Consider the following 22,744-nt stretch of genomic DNA (forward strand, 5'->3'; position numbering starts at 1 on the left):
TGGACAGCGTGCGCGTCCTGCACTGCGGGGCAGCGCTGGGATCAGCGGCGCTCGCGGATGCGAGCGGCCTTGCCGCGCAGGTTGCGCAGGTAGTAGAGCTTGGCGCGGCGGACGTCACCGCGGACGTTCACCTCGATCTTCTCGATGATGGGCGAGTGCACCGGGAAGGTGCGCTCGACGCCCACGCCGAAGCTGATCTTGCGGACCGTGAAGGTCTCGCGGATGCCGGCGCCCTGGCGGCGGATGACGACGCCCTTGAACACCTGGATACGGGAGCGGCTGCCCTCGATGACGCGCACGTCGACGGACACGGTGTCACCCGCGCGGAACTCCGGCACGTCGGTCTTCATCGACTTCTGGTCGACGAAATCAAGCTTCTGCATGATGTCTCTCCTGATCATTCGCCCCGGGACGCGTGATCGTGGTTCAGTCCCGCGGGTGCACCGCGAGGATGATGGTCTCGTCCGTCCGACCGGGCCCGCAGGGCGGGCGCGGTCGCGGGCGCCGTCTCCCCCGAGGCAGAGCGGCCGCAACGAACGCAAGCGCCTATTCTGCCAGATCCGGCCCTGCCGCCTCAACTCCGGCGGTGGGCTCCTGATCCGCGGCGGCCTGGGCCAGGGTCGCCCGGTCGTGGGCGTCCAGCGCGTCCTGCGGCAGGGCCACCAGGAGGTCGGGGCGGACGCGCGCGGTCCGGCGCAGACGCTCGTCCCGCCGCCAGCGGGCGACCTTCCCGTGGTCCCCGGACAGGAGGACGGGCGGGACGGCGTGGTCCCTCCAGACGGCGGGCTTCGTGTAGACCGGGTATTCGAGGAGTCCGTCCTCGTGGCTCTCCTCGTCCAGCGACTCCGGGTTGCCGATGACGCCGGGCAGCAGGCGGGCGATCGCCTCGACCATGACGAGCACCGCGACCTCGCCCCCGTTGAGGACGTAGTCGCCGATGCTCATGGGCCGGACCTCCATGCGGGTGGTCGCCCAGTCGCTCACCCGCTGGTCGATGCCCTCGTACCGGCCGCACGCGAAGACGAGGTGGCGCCGCTCCGCCAGCTCCCGTGCCGTCGCCTGTGTGAAGACCTCACCGGCGGGGCTGGGGACGATGAGGACGGGGGCCGTCCCGTCCTCCGGGGCCGGTGCCTCCTCCGCCGAGGCCGCACCGGCTCCCAGCAGCGCGTCCAGTGCTTCGCCCCACGGCTGGGGCTTCATGACCATGCCGGCGCCGCCGCCGTACGGGGTGTCGTCCACCGTCCGGTGGCGGTCGTGCGTCCAGTCCCGGAGGTCGTGGACCGTCAGGTCCAGCAGACCCTTCTCCCGCGCCCGCCCGATGAGGCTCAGCTCCAGGGGTGCCAGGTAGTCGGGGAAGATGCTGAGGACGTCCAGCCGCATCAGGCGTCCTCGCCGTCCTCGATCAGTCCGGACGGAGGGGTGAGGAGGACGCGACCGGTCTCCAGGTCGACCTCCGGCACGATCTCCTCGACGAACGGGATGAGCACCTCGCGGCCGTCGACGGTGCGCACGTGCAGCAGGTCCTGCACCGCACCCACCGTCAGGTCCGTCACCTCACCCACGAGACCGCCGGCCTCCAGGTGCGCCTCGAGACCCACGAGCTCGTCGACGGTCCACGCATCGTCCTCGTCCTCATCGTCCGCCGCATCGACCAGCAGCAGCGTGTTCCGGACCTCCTCCGCCCGCGTGCGGTCGGAGATCTGGGCGAAGGTCAGCAGCAGGCGGTCGCGGTGCCAGCGGGCGCGTTCGAGGGTGAGCTCCCCGATGTCCGGGTCCGTCTCGAAGACCGCGCCCGGGACGAAACGGGCGTCCGGATCGTCGGTGCGCACCTCGACGGTGACCTCACCGCGGATGCCGTGCGGCTTGCCCAGACGGGCCGCGACCTGACTCATGGTTCTCCTGGAGGGGGGTGTCTGCTGGTGAGGCAATCGTGCCACATGGGGCCGTGCGGGCCGCACGCACGCGGTGCCGACCGCCGGATGGACGTCGCCGGTGGGTCGACCGATTCCCTGCTATTTTCGCACTGCGGGCGTGCGGGTGGCGCGCCCCTGACCGTGACCATCAGGAGCGTCCATGCCCTTCCGTCCCCCAGCTCTCCTCCTCACCTGCGCTCTCGCCCTCACCGCCTGTTCGTCCCCGACGCCCACGGTGGAATCGGCTGAGACCCCCGCGGCGCAGACCCCTGCCGCCACCGCGGAGGGCGTCCAGTGGTCCGAGTGGGCCCACCTGGACGTCGCGGCCTCGCCGGTCGCCGCGCACGGGGACCGCGTCGTGCTCCACGACCACGACGCGCAGACCCTCTCCGTGCACGACTCCACGGGCGCCGAGGTCTTCGCGCTGCCGAGCGTCCGGTTGACCGGCACGTATGAACCGGCCGTCCGCGGCGACGACGAGCATCTCTACGTCCAGCTCGACGAGCCGGGGCTCCCCATCGTCGCCGTCGACTGGGAGGACGGTGCGGAGGTGTGGCGGTTCGAGCCGGCCGCGGTGGATGCATGCGCCCCGCCGGAGGCCTTCGAGATGCGGCTGGGCAACGAAGCGGGCGGCGGCCCTGCGAACGACGTGCTGCTGCTGACCGCCGACCACGGCGCGGACGCGTCGCTGTACCCCGACGACTGCTGGGGCGAGTCGAACGCGGACATGCCCTCCGTCCCCGTGGCCATCGGTGTCGACACGGCGACCGGGCGGCAGGCGTGGGAGCCGGTCACAGACGTCATCGGCACCTCCCTCACCGCCGCGAACGGCGTGACGAACGAGTACGTCTACCAGGTCATCCGCTCGTCGTACCAGCCCACGCTCAACCGGATCGAGGTCGCGACGGGAGCGGTCGACGCCGTCGCCTTCGACGGTCTCACCGCGGCCTACGACCCCTCCACCTACGAGTCTCCGGTCCACCTGTCGGACATGGGCGGGGACATGTTCTACCTCTCGACGGAGGCGGCCGAACCGGAGTTCCTGACAGTGGACGCGTGGACCGACGGCGCGCAACTCATCGCGGACCCACTGCCCCACGATGTACCCTGCGAGGCGTTCGTGCGGAGGTCCGCCGTGGGCTTCGCCTACTGCGTGCAGTCCCCGGACATGTCGTTCGACGGGCAGTACTGGGCGGGTGCGGTCGCCTCACCCGACGGCGAGGACCTCACGGGCGGCTCTGCCGCCACCGGCTCACGCCGCGACCTCTGGACCGCCGCCGGCCCCGCCGGACTGGACGAGGGCTGGGGGTACGAGCTGGACGGCTACCTGGGCAACGACCCGGTCTCCCCCGGGTCCGACGGCCGGGGAGCCATCGCTCTGCCCGGCGCGGACGCGGTGCTCACCGCGCACCGGCTGGACGACGGTGAGGAGCTGTGGTCCTACGACGGTGCCGACTCCGTCATCTCCACGACGTACGTCCCCGGACTGGACGAGTACGTCGCGCTGGCGGACGACCGTCTGGTCGCGCTCGCGGCCGACACCGGCGAAGAGGTCTGGACGGAGGAGACGGCGGACGAGGCGCTGTTCGCGGCACCGGGAGTGATCGCGCTCGTGTCCAACGCATCGGGCACCACGCGCCTGCGCATGGCGGTCTCCTGACGGCGGGCCACCGGACGACGAAGGCCCCGCATCTCCGTGAGGAGATGCGGGGCCCAGTCCGTTGACGGCGCTCAGCCGTCGACGAGGTCGATCCGGACGCGATCGCGGCCGGCCAGCGCGCCGATGACGGTCCGCAGCGCCTTCGCGGTGCGGCCAGCGCGCCCGATCACGCGCCCCAGGTCGTCGGGGTGGACCCGGACCTCGAGGGTCGTCCCGCGTCCGCCGCCGCGCGAGCGCACGGAGACGTCGTCGGGATGGTCCACGATGCCGCGGACCAGGTGGTCGAGTGCGTCGGCGAGCATGATCAGGCCTCGGTCTGCTCGGCGTCGTCGGCCGGAGCCTCAGCGGCCTCGTCGGAAGCGGCCTCGTCGGAAGCGGCCTCGGCCGGAGCCTCGTCCTTCTTCTCGACGATGACGGAAGCCGCGGCCGGAGCCTCGAACGACTCCTTCGCCTTCGCGCCCTTGACGGTGTTGACGGCCTCGCCCTCGCCGGTGAACTTCTGCCAGTCGCCGGTGAGCTTGAGGAGCGCCTTCACCTGATCCGTGGGCTGCGCGCCCACGGACAGCCAGTACTGCGCGCGATCCGAGTCGATCTCGACGACCGAGGGCTCCTCGGTGGGGTGGTACTTGCCGATCTGCTCGATCGCACGGCCGTCCCGGCGGGTGCGGGAGTCGGCGACGACGACGCGGTAGAACGGTGCACGGATCTTGCCCATGCGGGTGAGGCGGATCTTGACTGCCACGAGAGTGGTGTCTCCTTCTGATGAGGTGTGAGAGGACGGACCCGGCCGTGGGGACAGCCGGTATGCGGACTCTGCGTGTAGTCGAGCGCTCGCGGTTGAGAGGGTCCGCGCACGCTCGGGTACAGCGACCGATTATGCCAGATCCGGGTGGCCGGGACGAAACCGGCGCCCCGCCCGGATCCGCGGCGGCTCAGAAGCCGCCGAAGCCCTTGGGCAACTTCGACAGATCGATGTCGTCCTCGCCCAGGTCGATGCCGCCGAACGCGGCGCCCTTCTGCTGCGGTTCCTTGCCCTGGCGGCGCAGCTCTGCCAGCCGCGCCTCCTCCGCCCGCTTCGCCGGGTTGCCGGACTTGCCGGCGGGCTTCTTCTTGCCCTTCTTGCGCTTGGACGCACCGCCGGGTCCGCCCATCCCCGGCATCTGCGGCATGGCGGGCATGCCCGGTGCGGCCTGGGGGCCTCGGGAACGGCCGCCGCCCATGCCGGGCATCCCCCCGCCGCCGCGCATCTGCTTCATCATCTTCTGCGCCTGCGCGAACCGCTCCATGAGCTGATTCACCTGGGTCACGGTCGTGCCGGAGCCCTTCGCGATGCGCAGTCGGCGCGAGCCGTTCAGCAGCCTGGGGTTGGTCCGCTCCAGCGGGGTCATGGACCGCACGATCGCCTCGATCCGGTCGATCTCGTGATCGTCGAACTGCTCGAGCGCGGCCTTGTGCTCGCTCATGCCCGGCATCATGCTGAAGAGCTTCTTGACCGAGCCCATCTTCTTGAGCGCGGCCATCTGCGTGAGGAAGTCGTTGAGGTCGAAGTCCTCGCCGGCCTGGACCTTCTTGGCGAGCTTCTCCGTCTCCTTCTCGTCGAACGTGCGCTCCGCCTGCTCGATGAGCGTCATGATGTCGCCCATGTCGAGGATGCGGTCGGCCATCCGATCCGGGTGGAAGAGCTCGAAGTCCGTCATCTGCTCGCCGGTCGAGGCGAACATGATGGGCTTGCCCGTCACCTGCGCGACGGACAGTGCTGCACCGCCGCGCGAGTCGCCGTCCAGCTTCGAGAGGACGACGCCGGTGAAGTCGACGCCCTCGTCGAACGCCTGCGCGGTCGCGACCGCGTCCTGGCCGATCATCGCATCGATGACGAAGAGGATCTCGTCCGGGCTCACCGCGTCGCGGATGTCCCGCGCCTGCTGCATGAGCTCCTCGTCGATGCCCAGTCGTCCGGCGGTGTCGACGATGACGACGTCGTGGAGCTTGGACTTCGCGACCTCCATCGCGTCCGTGGCGACCTTGACGGGGTCGCCCACACCGTTGCCGGGCTCCGGCGCGTAGACGAAGGCGCCGGCGCGCTCACCGACGATCTGCAGCTGGTTGACCGCGTTGGGCCGCTGGAGGTCCGCCGCCACCAGCATGGGGCGGTGGCCCTCCTGCTTGAGCCAGTGCGACAGCTTGCCCGCGAGCGTCGTCTTGCCCGCACCCTGGAGGCCGGCGAGCATGATGACGGTGGGCGGCCGCTTCGCGAACTGGATGCGACGGGTCTGCCCGCCCAGGATCTCGACCAGCTCCGCGTTCACGATCTTGACGATCTGCTGACCCGGGTTGAGGGCCTGCGACACCTCTTCCGACAGCGCCCGCTCGCGCACGCTGCCGGTGAAGGCGCGCACGACGGGCAGCGCGACGTCCGCGTCCAGCAGGGCGCGGCGGATCTCGCGGATGGTCTGGTCGACGTCGGCTTCGCTCAGGCGGCCCTTGCCGCGCAGATTCTTGAAGGTCGACGTCAGCCTGTCGGACAGTGAGTTGAACACAGCACTCCTCGCAGGATGGATTCAGTGGCCCCGCAGGGTCAGCTCACCAGGGTACCAATCGCGGCTGGGGCCGCCGCACACATGAGCCCCGCCGCACTCGTCACGCGTCGACGATCGCGTCGACGAAGCCGTGCGCGTCGAACGGCGCCAGGTCGTCCGCGCCCTCCCCCAGGCCGATGAGCTTGACCGGGACGCCCAGCGCGCGCTGGACGGCCACGACGATGCCGCCCTTCGCGGTGCCGTCCAGTTTGGTGAGGACGATGCCGGTGATGTCGACGGCCTCGGAGAACACCTTCGCCTGCTGCAGCCCGTTCTGGCCGGTCGTCGCGTCGAGGACCAGCAGGACCTCGTCGATCGCGCGGTCCTCGCCCAGCGGACGGGCGGCGACGCGCTTGACCTTGCCCAGCTCGTCCATGAGGCCCTTCTTGTTCTGGAGCCTGCCGGCGGTGTCGACGAGCACCACGTCCGTGCCCTCGTCGATGCCCCGCTGCACCGCGGTGTAGGCGACGGACGCGGGGTCCGCGCCCTCCTCACCGCGGACGGTCTCGACGCCCACGCGCGCACCCCACGTGCTCAGCTGCTCCGCCGCCGCGGCGCGGAAGGTGTCCGCCGCACCCAGCAGGACGCTGCGGTCCTGCGCGACCAGGACGCGGGCGATCTTGCCCACCGTCGTCGTCTTGCCGGCGCCGTTGACGCCCACGACCAGGACGACGCGCGGTGAGCCGTCCAGGGGCTCCACGTTCAGCTCGCGGTCCATCGTCGGGTCGACGGCGCGCACCAGCTCCTCGCGCAGCAGGCCGCGCAGCACCTCGGGCTCTCGGGTCCCCAGGACGCGGACCCGCTCGCGCAGGGCGTCGACGATCTCCGTCGTGGGGTCGACGCCGATGTCCGCCATGATGAGGAGGTCCTCGATCTCCTCCCATGTCTCCTCGTCGAGGGCGTCGCGGGACAGGAGGGTCAGCAGGCCGCGGCCCAGCGTCGTGTTCGACTTGGCCAGGCGGTCGCGCAGGCGGGCGAGCCGGGTCGTGGGCTCCGTGGGCTGCTCGAGGGCCGGCGCCGAGGTCGTGGCCGGCTCGCCGTCCTCGTCACCCGGTCCGGCCTCGCCCGGGGTGCTGGGCACCCCCGGGGCCGTCTCCGTGTCGAGGGTCCGGCGGCGGCGCTTCGACGGGGCGAGCAGGAATGCTCCCCCGACGATGATGAGGAGGATCAGCAGGCCGATGCCTGCGTAGATGACGGGATCCACGTGTCAGCTCCTGTCGGATCGTCGCGGTGGGCGGCCGATCGACCGATCGGCCGCGGGTGGGCACGGCCTTGGGACTCAGCGGGTGCGCGAGCCGAACAGCAGTGCGAAGGTCGTGGCGGGTCCGGTCCCGGACTCCGGGATCTTCCAGTGGCGGGTCCGCGGGCGCAGTGAAGCCAGGGGCGGTGCGGCGTGTCGGGCAGGCTGGGGGCGCAGCACGTAGGCGTGCTCGCGCATCGCGGTGACCGCGGCCTGCTCCCGTGTGGCCAGCGACGCGGTCTCGTCGTCGCCGAAGTAGCCCACGACCTCGTCGTCGTAGCCGGTCCACCCCTGCGGGAGCCGGAACCGGTCGCCCTCCGGTGATCCGAAGCGGCCCTCCCGCCGCATGCCGGGCAGTGCCACGAGCAGGACGATGACGAGGCCGACCGCGAAGGTGATCGCCAGCCCGACGATGACAGCGAGGAAGCCGCCCGTACTCATCGGGCGGCTCCGTGCATCTGGGGGCCGGTCATGGGGAAGGGGCGCTCCTCGCGGTCGTGCGGGTCCCTGTGCCCGTTACACGACGGGCGGGACCGATGGTCGCGGCCAGTCTATACGTGCGCCTCCCGCCTGCGGGCGGTCCGCCGCGGCAGTCGACCCAGATCACAGTCATCTCTGAGGGTTCGACCCGGACACGCGGGTGCCTACCGCGCAGCGGCCGACTGCGCGGCGGGAGCCGCAGTGGCCTCGGGCTCGTGCTCCAGCCGCTGGGAGATGACGCGCGAGATCCCGTCGCCATGCATCGTGACCCCGTAGAGCGCGTCCGCGATCTCCATCGTGCGCTTCTGGTGGGTGATGACGATGAGCTGGCTGGACTCCTGCAGCTCCCGGAAGATCGTGAGGAGGCGGGACAGGTTCGCGTCGTCCAGGGCGGCCTCGACCTCGTCCATGACGTAGAACGGGCTGGGCCGGGCCTTGAAGATCGCGACGAGCATCGCGACGGCGACCAGCGATCGCTCGCCGCCGGACAGGAGGGAGAGCCGCTTGACGCGCTTGCCGGCCGGCCGCGCGCTCACCTCAACCCCGGTCGTGAGCATGTCGTCCGGGTCCGTGAGGTCCAGCGAGCCCTCACCGCCGGGGAACACGCGGGAGAAGATGTCCGCGAACTCCCGCTGCGTGTCGCGGAACGCGTCTTCGAACACCTGCTGGACGTGCGCGTCGACGTCCTTGACGAGGCCCATGAGCTCCGACCGCGTCTGCTCGACGTCCGTGATCTGGCGCTCCAGGTAGTCGTGCCTCTCCTGCAGGGCCGCGAACTCCTCGAGGGCCAACGGGTTCACCTGTCCGATCGAGGACAGTTCCTTCTTCGCCTTCGTGAGCGCCCGCTCGACGTCCGCCCGGACGTACGGGGTCGTCTCGACCTGAGGCTCTTCCTGCGCGTCGTACGTCTCCCGGTCCTGTCCGTCCTCCGGTCCCGAACTCTGATCAGCCCCCCGCTGCGCGGTCGGGACAGCTCCGCGCTTCGACTGCGGCGGGTCGAGGACGGGCACGGGCAGGTGCGGGCCGAACTGCTCGACGAGGTTCTCCGCGCTCAGGCCCGCCTCTTCGACTGCGCGCCGCTCCAGTTCCTCCAGCTGCACGAGGTGGCGCTCGCGCTCCAGCCGGGCCGCGTGCTCCTTGTCCGCCGCCTGCGTCAAGCGGGTCGAGGCGTCCGCCCGCGCGGTGCGCAGCCGGGAGACCTCGCCCTCGAGGCGTGCCCGCTCGCCGGAGCGCAGGGCCAGGGCCTCCTCCGCCTCCCGCTGCCAGGCACCGGCGCGCTCGGCCACACCGGCGGCGATGCGGGCGATGTGCTCCGCACCTTCCGCCTGCCGTCTGCGCGTCTGCGCCACGCGCGCGGCCTGTGCCCGGGCGGCCTCCTCCTGGTCGGCCTGCCGCCGGAGTGCGCGGACGCGGTCGGCTAGGAAGCCCACCTGGTCCTCGGCGGACTTGAGGCCCACGCGGGCGTCGACGGTCCGTTCACTCAGGGCCGATCGCGCGTCCGCCAGCCGGTCCCGCTCCTGGGTGTCCGGCTCCTCGCTGCGGTCCTCGGTGCTGTCGGCCTCCGCGAGTGCGCGACGTGCGCCCTCGAGTTCTGCTGCGGCCCGGTCCCGACGCTGGCGGGCCTGCGTGATCGAGTCCGCCGTCGCCGAGGCCCGGGACCGCAGCCGTTCGAGCTCACCGGCCGTGCGGGCCAGTTCCTCGCCGGCGGCCACGATGGACGCGTCGGAGTCGTGGAGGGCGGCGAGCGCGTGAGACTCCGCCTGCCGGGCCGGCGCCAGGCGCGCGTCGACATCCGCGATCTGCTCGTCGAGCCGGGCCAGCCGTGGTTCCAGTTCTGCCAGTTCCGCGAGTGTCTCGTCGAGGGCCGCGCGGGCGGCGATCTGCCCGGCCTCCGGGGTGCCCGCCCGTGCGGTGCGGCCGTGTGCCAGGACGGTCCCGTCGAGGGTGATGACCGTGTCCCCCGCGTGCGTGGCCAGGTGGGCGAGCGCGGCGTCGCGGTCGCCTGCGATGTGGACGCCCGTGAGTGCCCGGGCCAGCGCGGCGGCCAGGTCGGGGGCCTCGGCGGTGACGACGGCCGCGGCGGGGGTCGTCTCCCCCGGTCCCGGTGCCGTGGTCGGGGTGGGTGCCGTGGGTGCGGGCCGGGACGCGTCCGGGGCCTCCGGGTGGACGACGTCGAGGAGGCCGTCGTCGCCCACGTGGTCGAGTGCGGCCAGGGCCGCGTCCCGGTCCGTCGCGAGGATCGCACCGGAGAGGGTGCCCAGAGCGGCGGTGGCGGCCACCTCGCAGCCGGGGACGATCATGAGCTCCTGCGCGACGGCGCCGCGCAGGCCGGGCAGCCCTGCCTCCAGCAGGTCCTCCAGACCGGCCGTCAGGCGGCTGCTGGCGCGCTGCCCCTCCGCCTGCGCCTCGAGCCGGGAGCAGGCGGTGCGGGCGGTCGTGCGTTCCTCGATGAGCTGGGCGCGCTGGTCGGTCAGTTCCCGGACCGCGGCCTCGGCCTGTGCGTGGGCCTCGTCCAAGCGGGTCTCCCCCGCCTCGCACTGGGCAAGCGTCTGCTGCGCGGCCTCGACGGCCGTCTGGGCGCGGGCGATCGCCTGGTCGGAGCCCGCGTCCTCCGTCTCCAGGGAGGACAGGGCTGATTCCGCATGCTCCAGCGAGCGGGCGGCGACCGCGATGCCGGACTCCAGCTCCGCGCGCTTGCGCAGGCGGGCGGCGATGCGGGCGCGCTCGGCGGCCAGTTCCTGCTCGGCGGCGGTGAGGCGGGATTCGATGTCCGCCTTCTGGTCCGTGATCTCCTTAAGCGATGCGGACCGCTGCTGGGCGTCCTCCTGGGCCTCGGCGTGCTCGGCTTCGAAGCGCTGCGCTCGCTCGCGCAGGGCGTCCGGGGATTCGCCGGCGCTGCGCTGCTGCTGGGCTGCGGAGCGCAGCATCCCGACCCGGTCGCCGGCGCGCTGGGACAGCGCCGTGGCGCGCGCGTGCGCGGCGGCGATCTGCGCGCGGCGCTCGTGGGCGGCGTCCGTCTGGGCGTCGAAGGATGTGCGAGCGGCCTCGGCGGTCTCGATCTCCGCATCCAGCCGCCGCACCTCCTCCTCGAGGGCGCGGCGCTGCTGGGCGGGGTCGGTCTCCGGGGTCGTCGCGGCGATGCGGGCCTGCAGACGCACGACGTCGTCGGCCAGCAGGCGGGCGGAGGCATCGCGGACGACGGCCTGGACGACCTGGGCGCGCTGCGCGGCGCGGGCCTGCCGCCCCAAGGGACCCAGCTGCCGGGCGAGCTCCGCGCGCAGGTCCGCGAGCCGGTCGAGGTTGGTCTGCAGACCCGTGAGCTTGCGGAGCGCCTTCTCCTTGCGCTTGCGGTGCTTGAGGACGCCGGCGGCCTCCTCGATGAAGCCGCGGCGCTCGAACGGGTCCGCGTGCAGGATCGCGTCGAGGCGCCCCTGGCCCACGATGACGTGCATCTCCTTGCCCAGTCCGGAGTCGCTCAGCAGCTCCTGGATGTCCAGCAGCCGGGCGGGCTCCCCGTTGACCCGGTATTCGCTGCCGCCGGAGCGGAAGAGGGTGCGGGAGATCGTCACCTCGGTGTAGTCGATGGGCAGGGCGCCGTCCGTGTTGTCGATCGTCAGGGCGACCTCCGCGCGACCCAGCGCCTGCTTCTTGGCGGTGCCGGCGAAGATGACGTCCTCCATCTTGCCGCCGCGCAGGTTCTTCGCACCCTGCTCCCCCATGACCCACGCCAGGGCGTCGACGACGTTCGACTTGCCGGAACCGTTGGGACCCACGACGCACGTGATGCCGGGCTCGAACTCGAGCTTCGTGGCCGACGCGAAGGACTTGAATCCGCGCAGCGTGAGGGTCTTGAGATGCATGGTGGGTGAAGTCTATCCAGCCGCGGGTTCCCGGGGCTCCGTGCACGTGTGCGGAGCTCGGGTGCACGGGTGCGGGAGCAGAGGGGTGGTGGCCGTTGCGGGGAAGCGGATCTCGCGCGCACAGCCCGCACTCACAGGTGCCGTGCCGGATCCATCATCTGGTGCAGGATCCGAATCACGTCCACGCCGTCCGACCCCGCCATGTAGAACAGCAGGTGCCTGCCGACGCTGTACTGACGGTATCCGTCACGGAGTTCGTCGCACGCCCGCCCACGTCGCGGATCATCAGCGATGCGTTCGATGGCCGCCCTGATGTCCATCACATAGATCTCAGCCTGACCGACGTCCCAGCGCTCCGCGGTGTAGTCCCAGATCGAGGAGAGATCCAGGCGCGCGGCCGGTGTCAGGCGATAGCGGGTCACGACTTCTTCGCGGCGATGAAAGCGTCGAAGTCGAAGGGCTCGGCAGCACCGCTCTCCTCACCCGCGACGAGGGCCGCTCGCAATGCGGCGACGCGTGTCTCCTGGTCCTCCAACAACCGGAGGCCGGCTCGGACGACCTCGCTCGCAGAGCGATAGCGCCCCGAAGATACTTCTCGTGACAAGAACTCCGCGAAGTGATCGTCCAAGCTGATTGATGTGTTCTGCGCCATGACCCGATAATACCAATAATTGGTACAGGCGCGGTAGCAGGCTTCCGTCAATCGTTCAGCTGGATCACTCCGCCGTCGTCGACGGTGAAGGCGCCCGCCTCCAACCGCCGAGCCAGGTCCGAGAGCCACACGCGGTACGACGAGTACGCTGGCGGCGGAGTGGGCCCGTCGACGGGCAGGTGGATGATCTGGCCCGTCTCGCCCGCCGGCAGCGGAGCGAGGTCGATCGCGTGGCCCTCGCCCTCTGCGGAAGTGAACTGCAGCCAGCCGCGGCAGTTCACGATCGCCCGGACCCTGTCCGGTTCCATCCAGTCGATCGTCTCGTCCACGTCATCGCCCACGGCATCGGCCACGGCATCGGCCAGCAGATCCGACTGCTCGATCATCGCCCGCGCGCTCAGAAGGGTGTGGTGGTCGACGAGGTCCAGCAGCTGCGTCGGGTTGTCCTGACCATCATGGCGCAGGAGGCTCGCGACCAGGTCCTCCGGCAGTGGGTGCCCCACGGTGCGGGTCAGCTCATCGAGGTCATCCTGAGAGGCCGGGCCGCGCAGCGTCGCGAAGGCCGCAGGGCTCCGCTCCTCCAGCACGCGTTCGATGATCGTCCACGATTCATCGATGGTGAGGGGCTCAGCCACGGCGGACAGCCACGCGGCGAACCTCTCGTCGTCCGTGACGGACCAGGACTCGGGCACCTCGACGTCGAACTCCTCCTCGACCCAGGCGCGAAATGGTGCATGCGCGGCCGCCGTGTCCTCATCGTCCTCATCGACAGAGACGGGCTCGTCCCAGACCCACGGGGTCAGTTCGTCGTATCCGATCGCGATGAGGCGCAGGAAGTCGACGGGGTCATCCGCCAGGCGCTGCGGCGCGCCGCCCTCCGAGCTGAGCAGGACGGAGCGGGAGTCACCGGAAGGCGCGAACCAGAGTGCTGCGAAGCCGCCGGATCCGTCGGTCTCCGCGAGCGGGAGGAGTCTCCACGCATCCGGGGCGGCCGGGTCGAGCCAGCCGTCCGTCGACCGCGTCCCGGAGAACACCGCGCCCAGTCGGAACTCTCCCTCATACGGGGTGACGAACGGATCGTCGTCAGCATCGGTGCCGCCCCAGCGCTGGGCCTCCATGACCGACAGGGCCCGCCGCAGAGGCGCGGGCAGCTCGGTGCCCGGCGCCAGCCTCTCGACGAGACGCTCCTCGACGGAGGAGACACCCGGCATCGAGTAATCGTGGTCCTCCACCACGTGAGCGGAGGCGACCAGCAGGAGGACCGCATACTCGGACCCCATCTGGTCGCAGACGAGGATCCACCGGTCGCCGGCAGGCCATGCCCGCACCGTCACGAGGCCCAGGGAGTCCATGAGGACCTGAAGCATCGTGCACGCGTGCGCGTCGTCGGAACCGGGCAGCATCGTGCTCTCGCCCCATTCCGCGGTGAGGGCGGCCACGGCCCCCTCCACCACCGGTGCGGAGTGCTCGCGCACCACGGCCTCGCGCGTGCCGTCGTCGTCTTCGAGGCTGGTGCTGCGGCTGAGCTCCACGATGCGGAGGTCAATGGTGTCCGAGGACATGACCTCGACTCCGTCGATGATCTCTTCGGCATCGCTGTCCGCACCCGTCTGCCAGGGCAGCGCGAGCATCTCCCGGACCACACCGATGAGGCCAGCAGGCGGCGCGCTGACGAAGGTCGTGAACAGGTCCTGGTCGGACATGGTGCTCCTGATCAGCGAGGGGCGAGTCTCTCGCGACAGTCTGCCAGTCCTCCTCACACCATCACGGATCACGTCACTGAAAGTTGCCGGTGATCATCGCGCTCCACGCTCGCCCTGTGGGCATCAGCAGCCTGCGGGTGGTTCAGGATCATCCCGCAGAGGGATAGATGACGCCGCGATCGGATCCGACGACCGCGCCGCGGCTCAGCTGCGCGGGATCGACATGGTCGGGCCCGAGGATGTGGTGCACCGTCTCCCCACGTGCCAGGAGGTGGTCGGCGATGATCCGTCGGTGGCACCGCCACCAGACCGCCTCAGAGCACAGAAACGCCGTGCGCTCGGCCCTCCCCCGCTCACGCAGGTGATCGAGCGTCCGCGAGAACTCCTGGGACTGCGCGTGGTCGGCGTAGTTGTGGAAGCTGCGGTTCTCCCACCAGGCGTTGACCTCGAACGGCACATCCCGGCTGACAGGACGCCGACCGGTCAGGTCTTTCGCGTGCTCGTAGCCGATCCCAGCCGCCTCGAGCGAGGCCGCGAGCGCATCCTGGTCGAACTGCGGGTACCGCGTCGATCCCGGCAGCTTCCGGACATCGACAACCCGAACGATTCCGCTGGCATGCAGGAGCCCCAGGAACTCGTCGAGGGTCCGGGTCGAGTGCCCAATCGTGAAGAACGGCTCACTCATCATCGAGTACCCGGACGTCGAGTATCCGGACGCTGCCCGCGTGCTCCGAACCCTGCTGGCCGGAGGTCATGAGGAATCTCCGCCACCGTGCACCTCCATCTGCAAGCAGTGTAGGAGGTCAGAGATCCGGGATCGCCCGAGTATGCGAGTCGACGGGCCTATGCCTGCGACGAACAGACAGGGTGAACAGATCGCGCACCGTGAGAGGGAGAACCGTGGGGCTCTTCAAACGCAAGCAGAGGTCCGAACCGACTGATGCCGAGACTGACCCGCGATACGCTCCGCCCACGCAGATCGAGATGATGGAGCACGCGCGCATTCCGGTCTTCCTCTCGAAGATGCACGCCGAGCATCCGCCCCGCTGGGTGACGGTCCACGCGGACCGCCTCGAATCGTTCGTCGGCCTCGAATCCGACGAATACATGGACGATTCCAACCATCTGGCGATCTGGTCAGTCGATCACTTCATCAGCGACTTCCCCTTCGTGACCGACTTCCTGAATGCGGCCCGTCCGGGTCAGACAGCGCTCTTCGCCGACCAGTCGGGTGCCTTCACTCTCGAAGACGACTGACGGGGCGCCCACCCCCCGGGCCAGGTCGACTACTGCGCGTCGACCATCAGCGTGATCATGGTGAGACGATCGTCGAACTCGACGTGCACGTATCGCCCACCGACGACGTACCGCAGCCACGTCTCCCCGGCGAGTTCCGGCTCACCCAGGAATGACAGCACCTGCTCGCGGGTGGGGTCTTCGACCAGACCGGAGATGAGCTCTGCCGACCGCGGGTAGTCACTCATCGTGATCCAGATGGTCTCGACTCCCTTGCGAGTGCTATCGACTTCCACACCCACCTTCGCCAGAGCCTTCGTCGACGATCGCAGAGTATCGCCCGTGCGGATGTCGAGGAGGGACGCGACGACGTGCGCAGCACTGTGATCGTCCGGTTCACCCAACAGTGCCATGAAGCGCTTGAGCTCGCCGTCGATCTGAGCCCCCGAGTAGTCCGGCGGTGGCAGCGTCGCCTCACGCGGCTCCTCACCCAGCTGCGCTGCCATCCACGAGTCGAAGTCGTCCGGATGGCCGCTCAGTGCTGGCCAGGCGCCAGGCACCGTGACCCCGAACGTCCCCTCGAGCCATGCGCGGAACCGGCCCGTGTCGACAGGCTCTTCTGGCTCAGCCCCCAGCGTGAGGTCGGAGAGCTCGTCGTAACCGATCGCGAGGAGCGTGAGCAGCTCCTGCGCATCCTGCGCCAGGATTCCACGCGCTCCGTCAGAACCGAGGAGCACCACACGCACGGCGTCCCCGTCTCGCCACAGCGCGATGATCGATCCGGAGCCGTCAGCGTCTGCGATCGGAAGCAGGTCCGCGTGGCCGGGCTCATCGGGCTCCAGCCATCCGTCCAATGTCCCGTCGGCGATGAACACGATGGATGATTCGTCTCCCTCGGAGACCGTCAGGCAGTATCCAGCAGGTGCGTCGACCGCGTAGCCGTGGTCCTCCAACCAGACCCATGCTCGCTCGAGGTCGTCAGGCAGCACGGGCCAATCGGAACGGTGTGCTGTGATGAGCTCAGCAAGTCTCGACATGGTCATGATTTTATGTGACTTGAGTCCACGTGTCACCGAAGGCTTCTGGGCTCACGTCCGATCACCGCTTCCGCTGGCAGGTGGGGCACACGTGGGTGCCGCGCCCTCCCACGACAAGACGCCGAATGGGTGTGCCGCAGACCCCGCACGGCTGGCCGGTCCGCCCGTATACGGTGAGCGACCGGTCGAAGTAGCCGGAATCGCCATTCACGTGCACATAGAGCGAGTCGAAGCTGGTCCCGCCCTGGGCCAGGGCGGCCTCCATGACCGCATGCGCCGCCTCGAGCACCGCCCGCAGACGGGAGACCCGCGTGCGCGCGGGTACCGCGAGCGGATGCACCCGGGCGCGGAAGAGCGCTTCGTCCGCATAGATGTTGCCGATCCCGCTCACGATCGTCTGATCCATGAGCACCGACTTGAGCGCAGACGTCGATCGCTGGATCCGCCGGGCCGTGGTCTCGAGGTCCCAGTGCGGGTCCAGCGGATCGCGTGCGATGTGCGCGCTGGCGCGCGGCACCGCATCCGGGCCGTCCGCGATGAGGTCATCGACCCCGATGTGACCGAAGATCCGCTGGTCGATGAAGCGCAGCTGGACCGGGCGCGGCCCGCGCTGCAGGTCGAGGATCGCCCGCGTGTGGCGGTGCACCGGCTCGCCCGCGGTATGAATGCGCAACTGTCCGCTCATGCCCAGGTGGAGGGTGAGGGCTGCGGGACTACCGGCGAACGGGACCCATAGGAACTTGCCCCGTCGCTGCGGGGTCGCGAGCACCCGACCGGCCACGGCCTCGGCGAAGGTGTCCGCGGCCTCCGGCGGCAGGCGGCGCTGGGAGGTGGTGCCGAGGATCCGCGGATCCAGCACCCGCACCCCGGTGATCGCAGCGGATTCGACCCAGCCGAGAAGGCCCCTGCGGACGGACTCGACCTCCGGCAGTTCAGGCACTGCGGCCTCAGCTGCGGCGGTTGTAGTGAGGATGAGCCTCCGAGATGGCGCGCACGGCGGCCTCGGCGGCCACGGCCTCGGCAGCCTTCTTCGACGTGTCCTGCCCCTCGCCCCACCGGGTGTCGCCGGCCCAGGCGATCGCGGTGAAGACGCGCGCGTGCGCGGGCCCCTCGCCTTCGACCTCGTAGCGCACGGTGCCCAGGGACAGGTCGGAGGCGGCCTCCTGGAGGGTCGTCTTGAAGTCGACGCCCGCACCCAGGGCGACCGCGTCGATGAGCATGTCGTCGATGAGGCGGTGGACCAGCGCGAACGCCTCCTCCCGGCCCCGGCTCACGTAGCAGGCGCCGATGAGCGCCTCGACGGTGTCCGCGAGGATCGAGTCCTTGTCGCGACCGCCCGTCGCGTCCTCGCCCTTGCCCAGCAGCAGGTGCGCGCCGACGTCGTAGCGGCGGGCGATTCCTGCGAGGGCGCGCGCGTTCACGACCGCGGCGCGCATCTTGGCCAGACGGCCCTCGGGCAGCTCCGGGTTGTCGTCGTAGAGCGACTCGGTCGCCACGAGCTGCAGGACGGAGTCGCCCAGGAACTCGAGGCGCTCGTTCGTGGGGATGCCCCCGTTCTCGAACGCATACGACCGGTGCGTGAGGGCAAGACGAAGCGTCTCGGGGTCGATGTCGACCCCGAGACGCTCCGTGAGGCCCGTGCGGTCCTCGTCAGTCATGTTCGCTGTCAGACGTCAGCGATCTTGCGACCCTTGTACTCGAGGAACAGCGGCGTACCGGCCGAATCCTCGACGACCTTGGCCTGGTGGGGGCGCGAGTACACGACGCGTCCGTTCTCGACGGTCTTGACCAGTGCCGGAGCCTGTGCCTTCCACGCCGAGCGACGATGGCGCGTGTTGCTGCGCGACAGCTTCCGCTTGGGAACAGCCATGATCAGCTCTCCTTCTTCTCGTTCAGAACACTCTTGAGTGCCGCCCACCGAGGATCCTCCTCGGGCTCGTCCTCGGTGATGTCCTCACCCAGCGTGTAGTGGAACTCTCCCTCGTCCCCGTCCTTGAGGGGACGGAACGGCAGAGACATCACCACGGCGTCTCGGACGGCGGGCTCGAGGTCCAGCAGACCGGCCTGCACCAGCTGCGATTCCTCGTCCTGCGGGTCCGCCTCGTAGACGAAGAGCTCGTCGATGCGCACATCGATGGGGAGCTCCAGGTCCTCGAGTGTCCGGGCGTCCTGTCCCCTGGCCGTGGCACGCACGGAACCGGAGACGAAGATCCCCTCGACAACGCTCTCGAAGCGGAGATCGAGCTCGACCGGATCGCCTGCCGGCACCCCGATGAGTTCGATCCGCAGGTCCTCAGGAGCTCTGACAGTCTTCGCGATGGACTCCCAAGAGCCCGGCGCACTGGTCAGGCCCAGCCGGCGGACGTCGATGACGAATTCCGACGCACGATCCACTGGAGCACCTCCCGCACCCTCGTTCAGACACAGCGCACCCTGAGATGACACGCGATGGACCAGTCTAGCCGCGAGGCCCGGTCCACGCCAATCGGCGGTGACCGCCGCGGCCGGTCTCAGCCCCGCCGCGCGCCCAGGGCCTCGAGCACCGCGGTGGGGACGAGCCCCTCCACGTTGCCGCCCAGCGAGTGGACCTCGCGGATGAGCGAGGACGAGACGTGCTCGAACCGCGGGTCGCCCGCGATGAAGACCGTCTCCAGCTCCGTCAGGTGGCGGTTCATGTGGGCCATCGGCAGCTCGTAGGCGAAGTCCGTCGACGACCGCAGCCCCTTGAGCACCGCGGTCGCACCGATCCGTGCGCAGTAGTCGACCAGCAGACCGCCGGCCACATCGTCGATGATGATCCGCCCCTCCTCCAGCGCCTGCGCCGTGCGCGAGTCCTCCAGGAGGCCCGCGCGGATGAGCTCGACGCGCTGGGCGACGGGGAACGTGCCGGTCTTGTTGGGATTGTGGACGACCGCCGCGACCACCTGGTCCGCGAACGTGAGGCCGCGGGCGAACACATCGATGTGGCCGCTGGTGACAGGGTCGTACGAGCCGGGGCAGACGATCTTCATGGCCCCGATCGTAACCAACGGGCCGGCCGTCCCGTGACCCCGGACACGGCCGGCGGGCATGTCACGAAGCTGTAACCATCCCGGGACCGCTCACAGAATGGTAAGCGGATTCACATAGCGTGACAGGTGTTCGACCAGCAGAAACCGCCTTTTCGAAGGCGGCGAGAGACGGAGGAACACCGTATGACCAGGACACGCATCACACGCCTCGCCGGCTCGGCGATCGCGGTCACAGCACTGGCGTTGACCGCCGGTTGCGGCGGCGGTGGGTCGGAGGGCGACGGGGGCGGCGACGGCGGGGACTCGACCCTGCAGAGCGCGATCGACGCGGGCACCATCACGGTGGGCTTCGCCGGAGAGGCCCCCTACAGCTTCGAGGAGGGCGGCGAACTCACGGGAGCGACCGTGGCGCTGCACCGTGAGATCTTCTCCGAACTGGGCATCGACGAGGTCGACGGTGTCAATGCCGACTTCGGCGCGCTGATCCCCGGTCTCAACGCGGACCGCTTCGACGTCGTCTCCGCTGGCATGTCGATCCTGCCGGAGCGCTGCGAGCAGGCGCTCTTCTCCGAGCCGGAGTTCATGTACACGACCGCGCTCATGGTGCCCGAGGGCAACCCCGAGGGCCTCGAGACGATGGACGACCTGGTCGACTCCGGCCTGTCGTCCGTCACCATGACCGGTGCGATCGAGTCCGACTACGCCGCGAGCCTGGGACTGAGCGACAACAGCGAGGTGTCGACGCCGCAGGACGGCATGGACGCCGTCACGACCGGTCGCGCGGACGCGTTCGCACTCACCGGCATCTCCCTCAACTGGATGGCCGACAACTCGCCGGACTCGGGCGTCGAGGTGACGGAGTCGTTCGTCCAGGAGATCGACGGCGTGCCCCAGGTGGGCGCCGGCGGCACCGTCTTCCGCACGGACGACGAGGAGCTCCAGCAGGCCTACAACGAGAAGCTCGAGGAGATCGTGTCCGACGAGGACCGCTACCTGGAGATCGTGGGCGACTACGGCTTCACCGCGGAGGAGCGTCCCGACGGATCGCTCACCGCGCAGATGCTGTGCGAGGGCGACCTGCCCACCGGCGAGGAGTGACAGGCCTCGCACCGGAGTCCGTCCACGGGATGACGTCCCATGGATGAGAAGGTCTCCGTCCTCGTCGAATTCCTCCCCCAGCTGTGGGACGGCCTCCTCGTCACCCTGCAGCTGACCCTGGGCGGCGCTGTGGGGACGATCGTCCTGGCGGTCGTCCTGGGGCTGGGCATGCTCGCGCCCACCGGCTGGGTCTCCGTCCCCAGCCGGGTGGTCGTCGAGTTCTTCCGCGGCACCTCGCTGCTGGTCCAGCTGTTCTGGTTCTTCTACGTCCTGCCCATCGTGCTGGACGTGAACCTGGACCCGCTCACGTGCGGCGTCCTCGCGCTGTCCCTCAACTACGGCGCGTACTCCGCCGAGGTCGTCCGCTCGTCGATCGCCCACGTCCCCAAGGGACAGTGGGAGGCGGCGATGGCGCTGAGCCTGTCGCCGGCCCGTCGGATGTTCCGGGTCATCTTCCCCCAGGGCTGGGCCCTCATGATTCCGTCGCTGGCGACGCTGCAGATCCAGCTGCTCAAGGGCACCGCGGTCGCCTCGTTCATCACGCTGCAGGACCTGAATGAGCGGGTGGGCGTGCTGCGGCAGCAGACCGGCGACACCCTCTTCTCCTACACCGTGGGGCTGCTCATCTACTTCGTCCTCGCCTGGCTCATCCAGGTGGGCATGGACGCGCTGGAGCGACAGGCCAAGCGCCGGCTGGGCCGGGGCGGTCCCGGGCTGCTCACGCGGGTGCGCACGCGTCTGCGGGGCAACGGGTCCGCCTCATCCACCACTGCGTCCCCGACTTCCGGGTCCGGCTCGACCTCGTCGACGGAGGTGGCCTCATGAATCCGTCCTGGTGGAACTGGCAGGCCGCCGCGGATGCGCTCCCGCTCCTGCTCGAGGGCTTCCTCACGACCCTCATCGCCACGGTGGGCGGCACGATCATCGCCGTCATCCTGGGGCTGTTCATCGCAGTCCTGCTGCGCGGCCTGCCGGCCTGGGCGGCCTGGCTGCCCCGGCTGCTGGTCGCGTTCGTCCGGAACACCCCGCTCATCGTCCAGCTGGTGTTCGTCTACACCCTCTTCTCGATGAACGAGGCCCTCATCGAGGTGTCCGCCCTGACGGTGGGCATCGCCGTCATCGGCGTCCACTACTCGACGTACATGTCGGAGAGCTACCGCGCCGGCATCGACGCGGTGCCGCAGGGGCAGTGGGAGGCGATCAGTGCCCTGTCGCTGCCGCCGGTCCGGTCGTTCCGGTCGGTCATCCTGCCCCAGGCGCTGCGCGCCACCGTCCCCTCCCTGGGCAACTACGCCGTCGCGATGTTCAAGGACACGCCGTTCCTCATGGCGATCTTCGTGACGGAGCTGGTGCGCACGGCGGAGCAGGTGGGCGGTCGCACGTTCGCCTACACGGAGGCGTTCACCCTGGCCGGCCTCATCTTCCTGGCGGCGAGCTATCCGACCTCGCTCCTGATCCGACGATTGGAGAAGTCCCTTGCCACCTACTGAGAACGGCACCGCCCCGGCCATCGAGTTCCGCGGCGTCGAGAAGCGGTTCGGCGATCACACGGTGCTCAAGGGGCTGGACTTCACCGTGAGTCCGGGCGAGCGCGTCACCCTCATCGGGCCCAGCGGGTCCGGCAAGACGACGATCCTGCGCCTCATCATGACACTCGAGTCGCTGACGGACGGCTACATCTTCGTGCACGGCGACCCGCTCACCCACGAGGAGCGCGGCGGCAAGCGGGTCGCGCTGCCGGGCAAGCAGGTGCGGGCGAACACGAAGCGCATCGGCATGGTGTTCCAGCACTTCAACCTGTTCCCCAACATGACGGTCATCGAGAACCTCGTGGAGGCCCCCATCCACGTGCTGGGGCTCAGCCGTGCGGAGGCGACGGAGAAGGCCCGCGGACTCCTGGCGAAGGTGGGGCTCTCCGACAAGGAGACGGAGCACCCTTCGCGCCTGTCCGGCGGGCAGCAGCAGCGCGTCGCGATCGCCCGCGCCCTGGCGATGGATCCGGACATCCTGCTGCTGGACGAGGTGACGAGCGCGCTGGACCCGGAACTGGTGGACGACGTCCTCCAGGTGCTGCGCGACATCGCGCGGGAGACGGACATCACGATGCTCATCGTCACGCACGAGATGCAGTTCGCCCGCGACGTGTCCCAGCGGGTCATGATGTTCGACGGCGGCGTCATCCTCGAGGAGGGGCATCCGGAGGACATCTTCACCCACCCCACGCAGGAGCGGACGCGGAAGTTCCTCTCCGCGGTCCTCGACTGAGGGTTGAGGGTCG

Annotated in this window: 25 protein-coding genes; 6 read left to right on the top strand and 19 right to left on the bottom strand. The window is 69.9% G+C overall.

Translation table 11 applies throughout. The features are described from left to right. Positions 1 to 41 precede the first annotated feature (41 nt). The 3 genes from rplS to rimM form a co-directional block, all read right to left on the bottom strand. Positions 42 to 383, bottom strand: coding sequence for a 50S ribosomal protein L19 (rplS, locus tag HGBR_RS08240; protein ID WP_019158863.1), 342 nt, complete (start codon positions 381 to 383; stop codon positions 42 to 44). A gap of 163 nt (positions 384 to 546) precedes the next feature. Continuing rightward, a complete protein-coding gene (gene trmD / locus HGBR_RS08245; RefSeq protein ID WP_019158864.1) occupies positions 547 to 1,380 on the bottom strand; it encodes a tRNA (guanosine(37)-N1)-methyltransferase TrmD in 834 nt (277 codons plus the stop codon). Further along, positions 1,380 to 1,892, bottom strand: coding sequence for a ribosome maturation factor RimM (gene rimM / locus HGBR_RS08250; protein ID WP_019158865.1), 513 nt, complete (start codon positions 1,890 to 1,892; stop codon positions 1,380 to 1,382). Before rimM ends, trmD begins: the two co-directional genes overlap by 1 nt. A 181-nt stretch (positions 1,893 to 2,073) precedes the next feature. Here rimM and HGBR_RS08260 point away from each other — a divergent pair, with 181 nt between their 5' ends. Beyond that, on the top strand, positions 2,074 to 3,573 hold the full coding sequence (locus HGBR_RS08260; protein ID WP_020693884.1) for an outer membrane protein assembly factor BamB family protein: 1,500 nt from the start codon (positions 2,074 to 2,076) through the stop codon (positions 3,571 to 3,573). A gap of 71 nt (positions 3,574 to 3,644) precedes the next feature. Here HGBR_RS08260 and HGBR_RS08265 read toward each other — a convergent pair whose 3' ends face one another. From HGBR_RS08265 to HGBR_RS08315, 10 genes are all read right to left on the bottom strand, one after another. Beyond that, positions 3,645 to 3,875: an RNA-binding protein gene (locus tag HGBR_RS08265; protein ID WP_019158866.1), complete on the bottom strand. Its 231-nt coding sequence runs from the start codon at positions 3,873 to 3,875 to the stop codon at positions 3,645 to 3,647. 2 nt (positions 3,876 to 3,877) lie between these two features. Continuing rightward, positions 3,878 to 4,315, bottom strand: a complete 438-nt coding sequence (gene rpsP / locus HGBR_RS08270; RefSeq protein ID WP_019158867.1) for a 30S ribosomal protein S16 — start codon at positions 4,313 to 4,315, stop codon at positions 3,878 to 3,880. Between the two features lie 190 nt (positions 4,316 to 4,505). Beyond that, positions 4,506 to 6,110 carry a signal recognition particle protein gene (gene ffh, locus HGBR_RS08275; RefSeq protein WP_019158868.1) on the bottom strand — a complete coding sequence of 535 codons (1,605 nt, stop codon included), beginning with the start codon at positions 6,108 to 6,110 and terminating at the stop codon, positions 4,506 to 4,508. A 100-nt stretch (positions 6,111 to 6,210) separates the two neighbouring features. Then, positions 6,211 to 7,353 carry a signal recognition particle-docking protein FtsY gene (ftsY, locus tag HGBR_RS08280; protein WP_019158869.1) on the bottom strand — a complete coding sequence of 381 codons (1,143 nt, stop codon included), beginning with the start codon at positions 7,351 to 7,353 and terminating at the stop codon, positions 6,211 to 6,213. A gap of 75 nt (positions 7,354 to 7,428) precedes the next feature. Beyond that, positions 7,429 to 7,830 (bottom strand): hypothetical protein, encoded by a 402-nt coding sequence (locus tag HGBR_RS08285; RefSeq protein ID WP_019158870.1) that lies wholly within the window; start codon positions 7,828 to 7,830, stop codon positions 7,429 to 7,431. 203 nt (positions 7,831 to 8,033) lie between these two features. Continuing rightward, the gene (smc, locus tag HGBR_RS08290; protein WP_019158871.1) at positions 8,034 to 11,729 is read right to left on the bottom strand and encodes a chromosome segregation protein SMC; all 3,696 of its coding nucleotides are present in this window, start codon (positions 11,727 to 11,729) and stop codon (positions 8,034 to 8,036) included. A gap of 131 nt (positions 11,730 to 11,860) precedes the next feature. Then, a complete protein-coding gene (locus tag HGBR_RS08295; protein WP_019158872.1) occupies positions 11,861 to 12,151 on the bottom strand; it encodes a type II toxin-antitoxin system RelE/ParE family toxin in 291 nt (96 codons plus the stop codon). After that, positions 12,148 to 12,381, bottom strand: a complete 234-nt coding sequence (locus HGBR_RS08300) for a type II toxin-antitoxin system ParD family antitoxin (protein ID WP_019158873.1) — start codon at positions 12,379 to 12,381, stop codon at positions 12,148 to 12,150. The genes HGBR_RS08295 and HGBR_RS08300 overlap by 4 nt, the downstream gene beginning before the upstream one ends. Positions 12,382 to 12,428: 47 nt before the next feature. Beyond that, positions 12,429 to 14,084, bottom strand: coding sequence for an SMI1/KNR4 family protein (locus HGBR_RS20545; protein WP_019158874.1), 1,656 nt, complete (start codon positions 14,082 to 14,084; stop codon positions 12,429 to 12,431). Between the two features lie 148 nt (positions 14,085 to 14,232). After that, positions 14,233 to 14,769, bottom strand: a complete 537-nt coding sequence (locus HGBR_RS08315) for a DUF488 domain-containing protein (protein ID WP_026077449.1) — start codon at positions 14,767 to 14,769, stop codon at positions 14,233 to 14,235. Positions 14,770 to 15,068: 299 nt separating this feature from the next. On the opposite strand from HGBR_RS08315, the gene HGBR_RS08320 reads away from it, so the two are divergent. After that, positions 15,069 to 15,341, top strand: coding sequence for a hypothetical protein (locus HGBR_RS08320; protein WP_147522395.1), 273 nt, complete (start codon positions 15,069 to 15,071; stop codon positions 15,339 to 15,341). Positions 15,342 to 15,370: 29 nt separating this feature from the next. On the opposite strand, the gene HGBR_RS18835 is transcribed toward HGBR_RS08320, so the two are convergent. The 6 genes from HGBR_RS18835 to coaD all read right to left on the bottom strand — a co-directional run bounded on the left by HGBR_RS18835 (position 15,371) and on the right by coaD (position 19,368). Continuing rightward, positions 15,371 to 16,357, bottom strand: a complete 987-nt coding sequence (locus tag HGBR_RS18835) for a hypothetical protein (protein ID WP_147522396.1) — start codon at positions 16,355 to 16,357, stop codon at positions 15,371 to 15,373. Positions 16,358 to 16,418: 61 nt separating this feature from the next. Continuing rightward, positions 16,419 to 17,297 (bottom strand): bifunctional DNA-formamidopyrimidine glycosylase/DNA-(apurinic or apyrimidinic site) lyase, encoded by an 879-nt coding sequence (gene mutM / locus HGBR_RS08330; protein WP_019158878.1) that lies wholly within the window; start codon positions 17,295 to 17,297, stop codon positions 16,419 to 16,421. A 7-nt stretch (positions 17,298 to 17,304) separates the two neighbouring features. Beyond that, positions 17,305 to 18,015, bottom strand: a complete 711-nt coding sequence (gene rnc, locus HGBR_RS08335) for a ribonuclease III (protein WP_019158879.1) — start codon at positions 18,013 to 18,015, stop codon at positions 17,305 to 17,307. An 8-nt stretch (positions 18,016 to 18,023) separates the two neighbouring features. Further along, on the bottom strand, positions 18,024 to 18,227 hold the full coding sequence (rpmF, locus tag HGBR_RS08340; RefSeq protein ID WP_019158880.1) for a 50S ribosomal protein L32: 204 nt from the start codon (positions 18,225 to 18,227) through the stop codon (positions 18,024 to 18,026). Between the two features lie 2 nt (positions 18,228 to 18,229). Then, positions 18,230 to 18,751, bottom strand: a complete 522-nt coding sequence (locus HGBR_RS08345; protein ID WP_019158881.1) for a YceD family protein — start codon at positions 18,749 to 18,751, stop codon at positions 18,230 to 18,232. A 116-nt stretch (positions 18,752 to 18,867) separates the two neighbouring features. After that, positions 18,868 to 19,368, bottom strand: coding sequence for a pantetheine-phosphate adenylyltransferase (gene coaD / locus HGBR_RS08350; protein ID WP_019158882.1), 501 nt, complete (start codon positions 19,366 to 19,368; stop codon positions 18,868 to 18,870). A gap of 183 nt (positions 19,369 to 19,551) precedes the next feature. On the opposite strand from coaD, the gene HGBR_RS08355 reads away from it, so the two are divergent. The 4 genes from HGBR_RS08355 to ehuA are packed head-to-tail and all read left to right on the top strand — an operon-like array spanning position 19,552 to position 22,731. After that, the gene (locus HGBR_RS08355) at positions 19,552 to 20,466 is read left to right on the top strand and encodes a transporter substrate-binding domain-containing protein (protein ID WP_019158883.1); all 915 of its coding nucleotides are present in this window, start codon (positions 19,552 to 19,554) and stop codon (positions 20,464 to 20,466) included. Between the two features lie 39 nt (positions 20,467 to 20,505). After that, positions 20,506 to 21,291, top strand: coding sequence for an ectoine/hydroxyectoine ABC transporter permease subunit EhuC (gene ehuC, locus HGBR_RS08360; RefSeq protein WP_019158884.1), 786 nt, complete (start codon positions 20,506 to 20,508; stop codon positions 21,289 to 21,291). Beyond that, the gene (ehuD, locus tag HGBR_RS08365; protein WP_019158885.1) at positions 21,288 to 21,956 is read left to right on the top strand and encodes an ectoine/hydroxyectoine ABC transporter permease subunit EhuD; all 669 of its coding nucleotides are present in this window, start codon (positions 21,288 to 21,290) and stop codon (positions 21,954 to 21,956) included. The genes ehuC and ehuD overlap by 4 nt, the downstream gene beginning before the upstream one ends. Further along, entirely contained in the window at positions 21,943 to 22,731 is a 789-nt protein-coding gene (gene ehuA / locus HGBR_RS08370; RefSeq protein ID WP_019158886.1) for an ectoine/hydroxyectoine ABC transporter ATP-binding protein EhuA, read from the top strand. Before ehuD ends, ehuA begins: the two co-directional genes overlap by 14 nt. Positions 22,732 to 22,744: the final 13 nt, after the last annotated feature.

Source organism: Brevibacterium senegalense (genome assembly GCF_000285835.1).
Taxonomy (GTDB): Bacteria; Actinomycetota; Actinomycetes; order Actinomycetales; family Brevibacteriaceae; genus Brevibacterium; species Brevibacterium senegalense.

Coding starts and splice junctions, on each gene's coding strand:
- rplS (WP_019158863.1), bottom strand. CDS start 383: ATGCAGAAGCTTGATTTCGTCGACCAGAAGTCGATGAAGACCGACGTG.
- trmD (WP_019158864.1), bottom strand. CDS start 1,380: ATGCGGCTGGACGTCCTCAGCATCTTCCCCGACTACCTGGCACCCCTG.
- rimM (WP_019158865.1), bottom strand. CDS start 1,892: ATGAGTCAGGTCGCGGCCCGTCTGGGCAAGCCGCACGGCATCCGCGGT.
- HGBR_RS08260 (WP_020693884.1), top strand. CDS start 2,074: ATGCCCTTCCGTCCCCCAGCTCTCCTCCTCACCTGCGCTCTCGCCCTC.
- HGBR_RS08265 (WP_019158866.1), bottom strand. CDS start 3,875: ATGCTCGCCGACGCACTCGACCACCTGGTCCGCGGCATCGTGGACCAT.
- HGBR_RS08285 (WP_019158870.1), bottom strand. CDS start 7,830: ATGAGTACGGGCGGCTTCCTCGCTGTCATCGTCGGGCTGGCGATCACC.
- smc (WP_019158871.1), bottom strand. CDS start 11,729: ATGCATCTCAAGACCCTCACGCTGCGCGGATTCAAGTCCTTCGCGTCG.
- HGBR_RS08300 (WP_019158873.1), bottom strand. CDS start 12,381: ATGGCGCAGAACACATCAATCAGCTTGGACGATCACTTCGCGGAGTTC.
- HGBR_RS20545 (WP_019158874.1), bottom strand. CDS start 14,084: ATGTCCGACCAGGACCTGTTCACGACCTTCGTCAGCGCGCCGCCTGCT.
- HGBR_RS08315 (WP_026077449.1), bottom strand. CDS start 14,769: ATGAGTGAGCCGTTCTTCACGATTGGGCACTCGACCCGGACCCTCGAC.
- HGBR_RS08320 (WP_147522395.1), top strand. CDS start 15,069: ATGATGGAGCACGCGCGCATTCCGGTCTTCCTCTCGAAGATGCACGCC.
- HGBR_RS18835 (WP_147522396.1), bottom strand. CDS start 16,357: ATGTCGAGACTTGCTGAGCTCATCACAGCACACCGTTCCGATTGGCCC.
- rnc (WP_019158879.1), bottom strand. CDS start 18,015: ATGACTGACGAGGACCGCACGGGCCTCACGGAGCGTCTCGGGGTCGAC.
- rpmF (WP_019158880.1), bottom strand. CDS start 18,227: ATGGCTGTTCCCAAGCGGAAGCTGTCGCGCAGCAACACGCGCCATCGT.
- coaD (WP_019158882.1), bottom strand. CDS start 19,368: ATGAAGATCGTCTGCCCCGGCTCGTACGACCCTGTCACCAGCGGCCAC.
- HGBR_RS08355 (WP_019158883.1), top strand. CDS start 19,552: ATGACCAGGACACGCATCACACGCCTCGCCGGCTCGGCGATCGCGGTC.
- ehuC (WP_019158884.1), top strand. CDS start 20,506: ATGGATGAGAAGGTCTCCGTCCTCGTCGAATTCCTCCCCCAGCTGTGG.
- ehuD (WP_019158885.1), top strand. CDS start 21,288: ATGAATCCGTCCTGGTGGAACTGGCAGGCCGCCGCGGATGCGCTCCCG.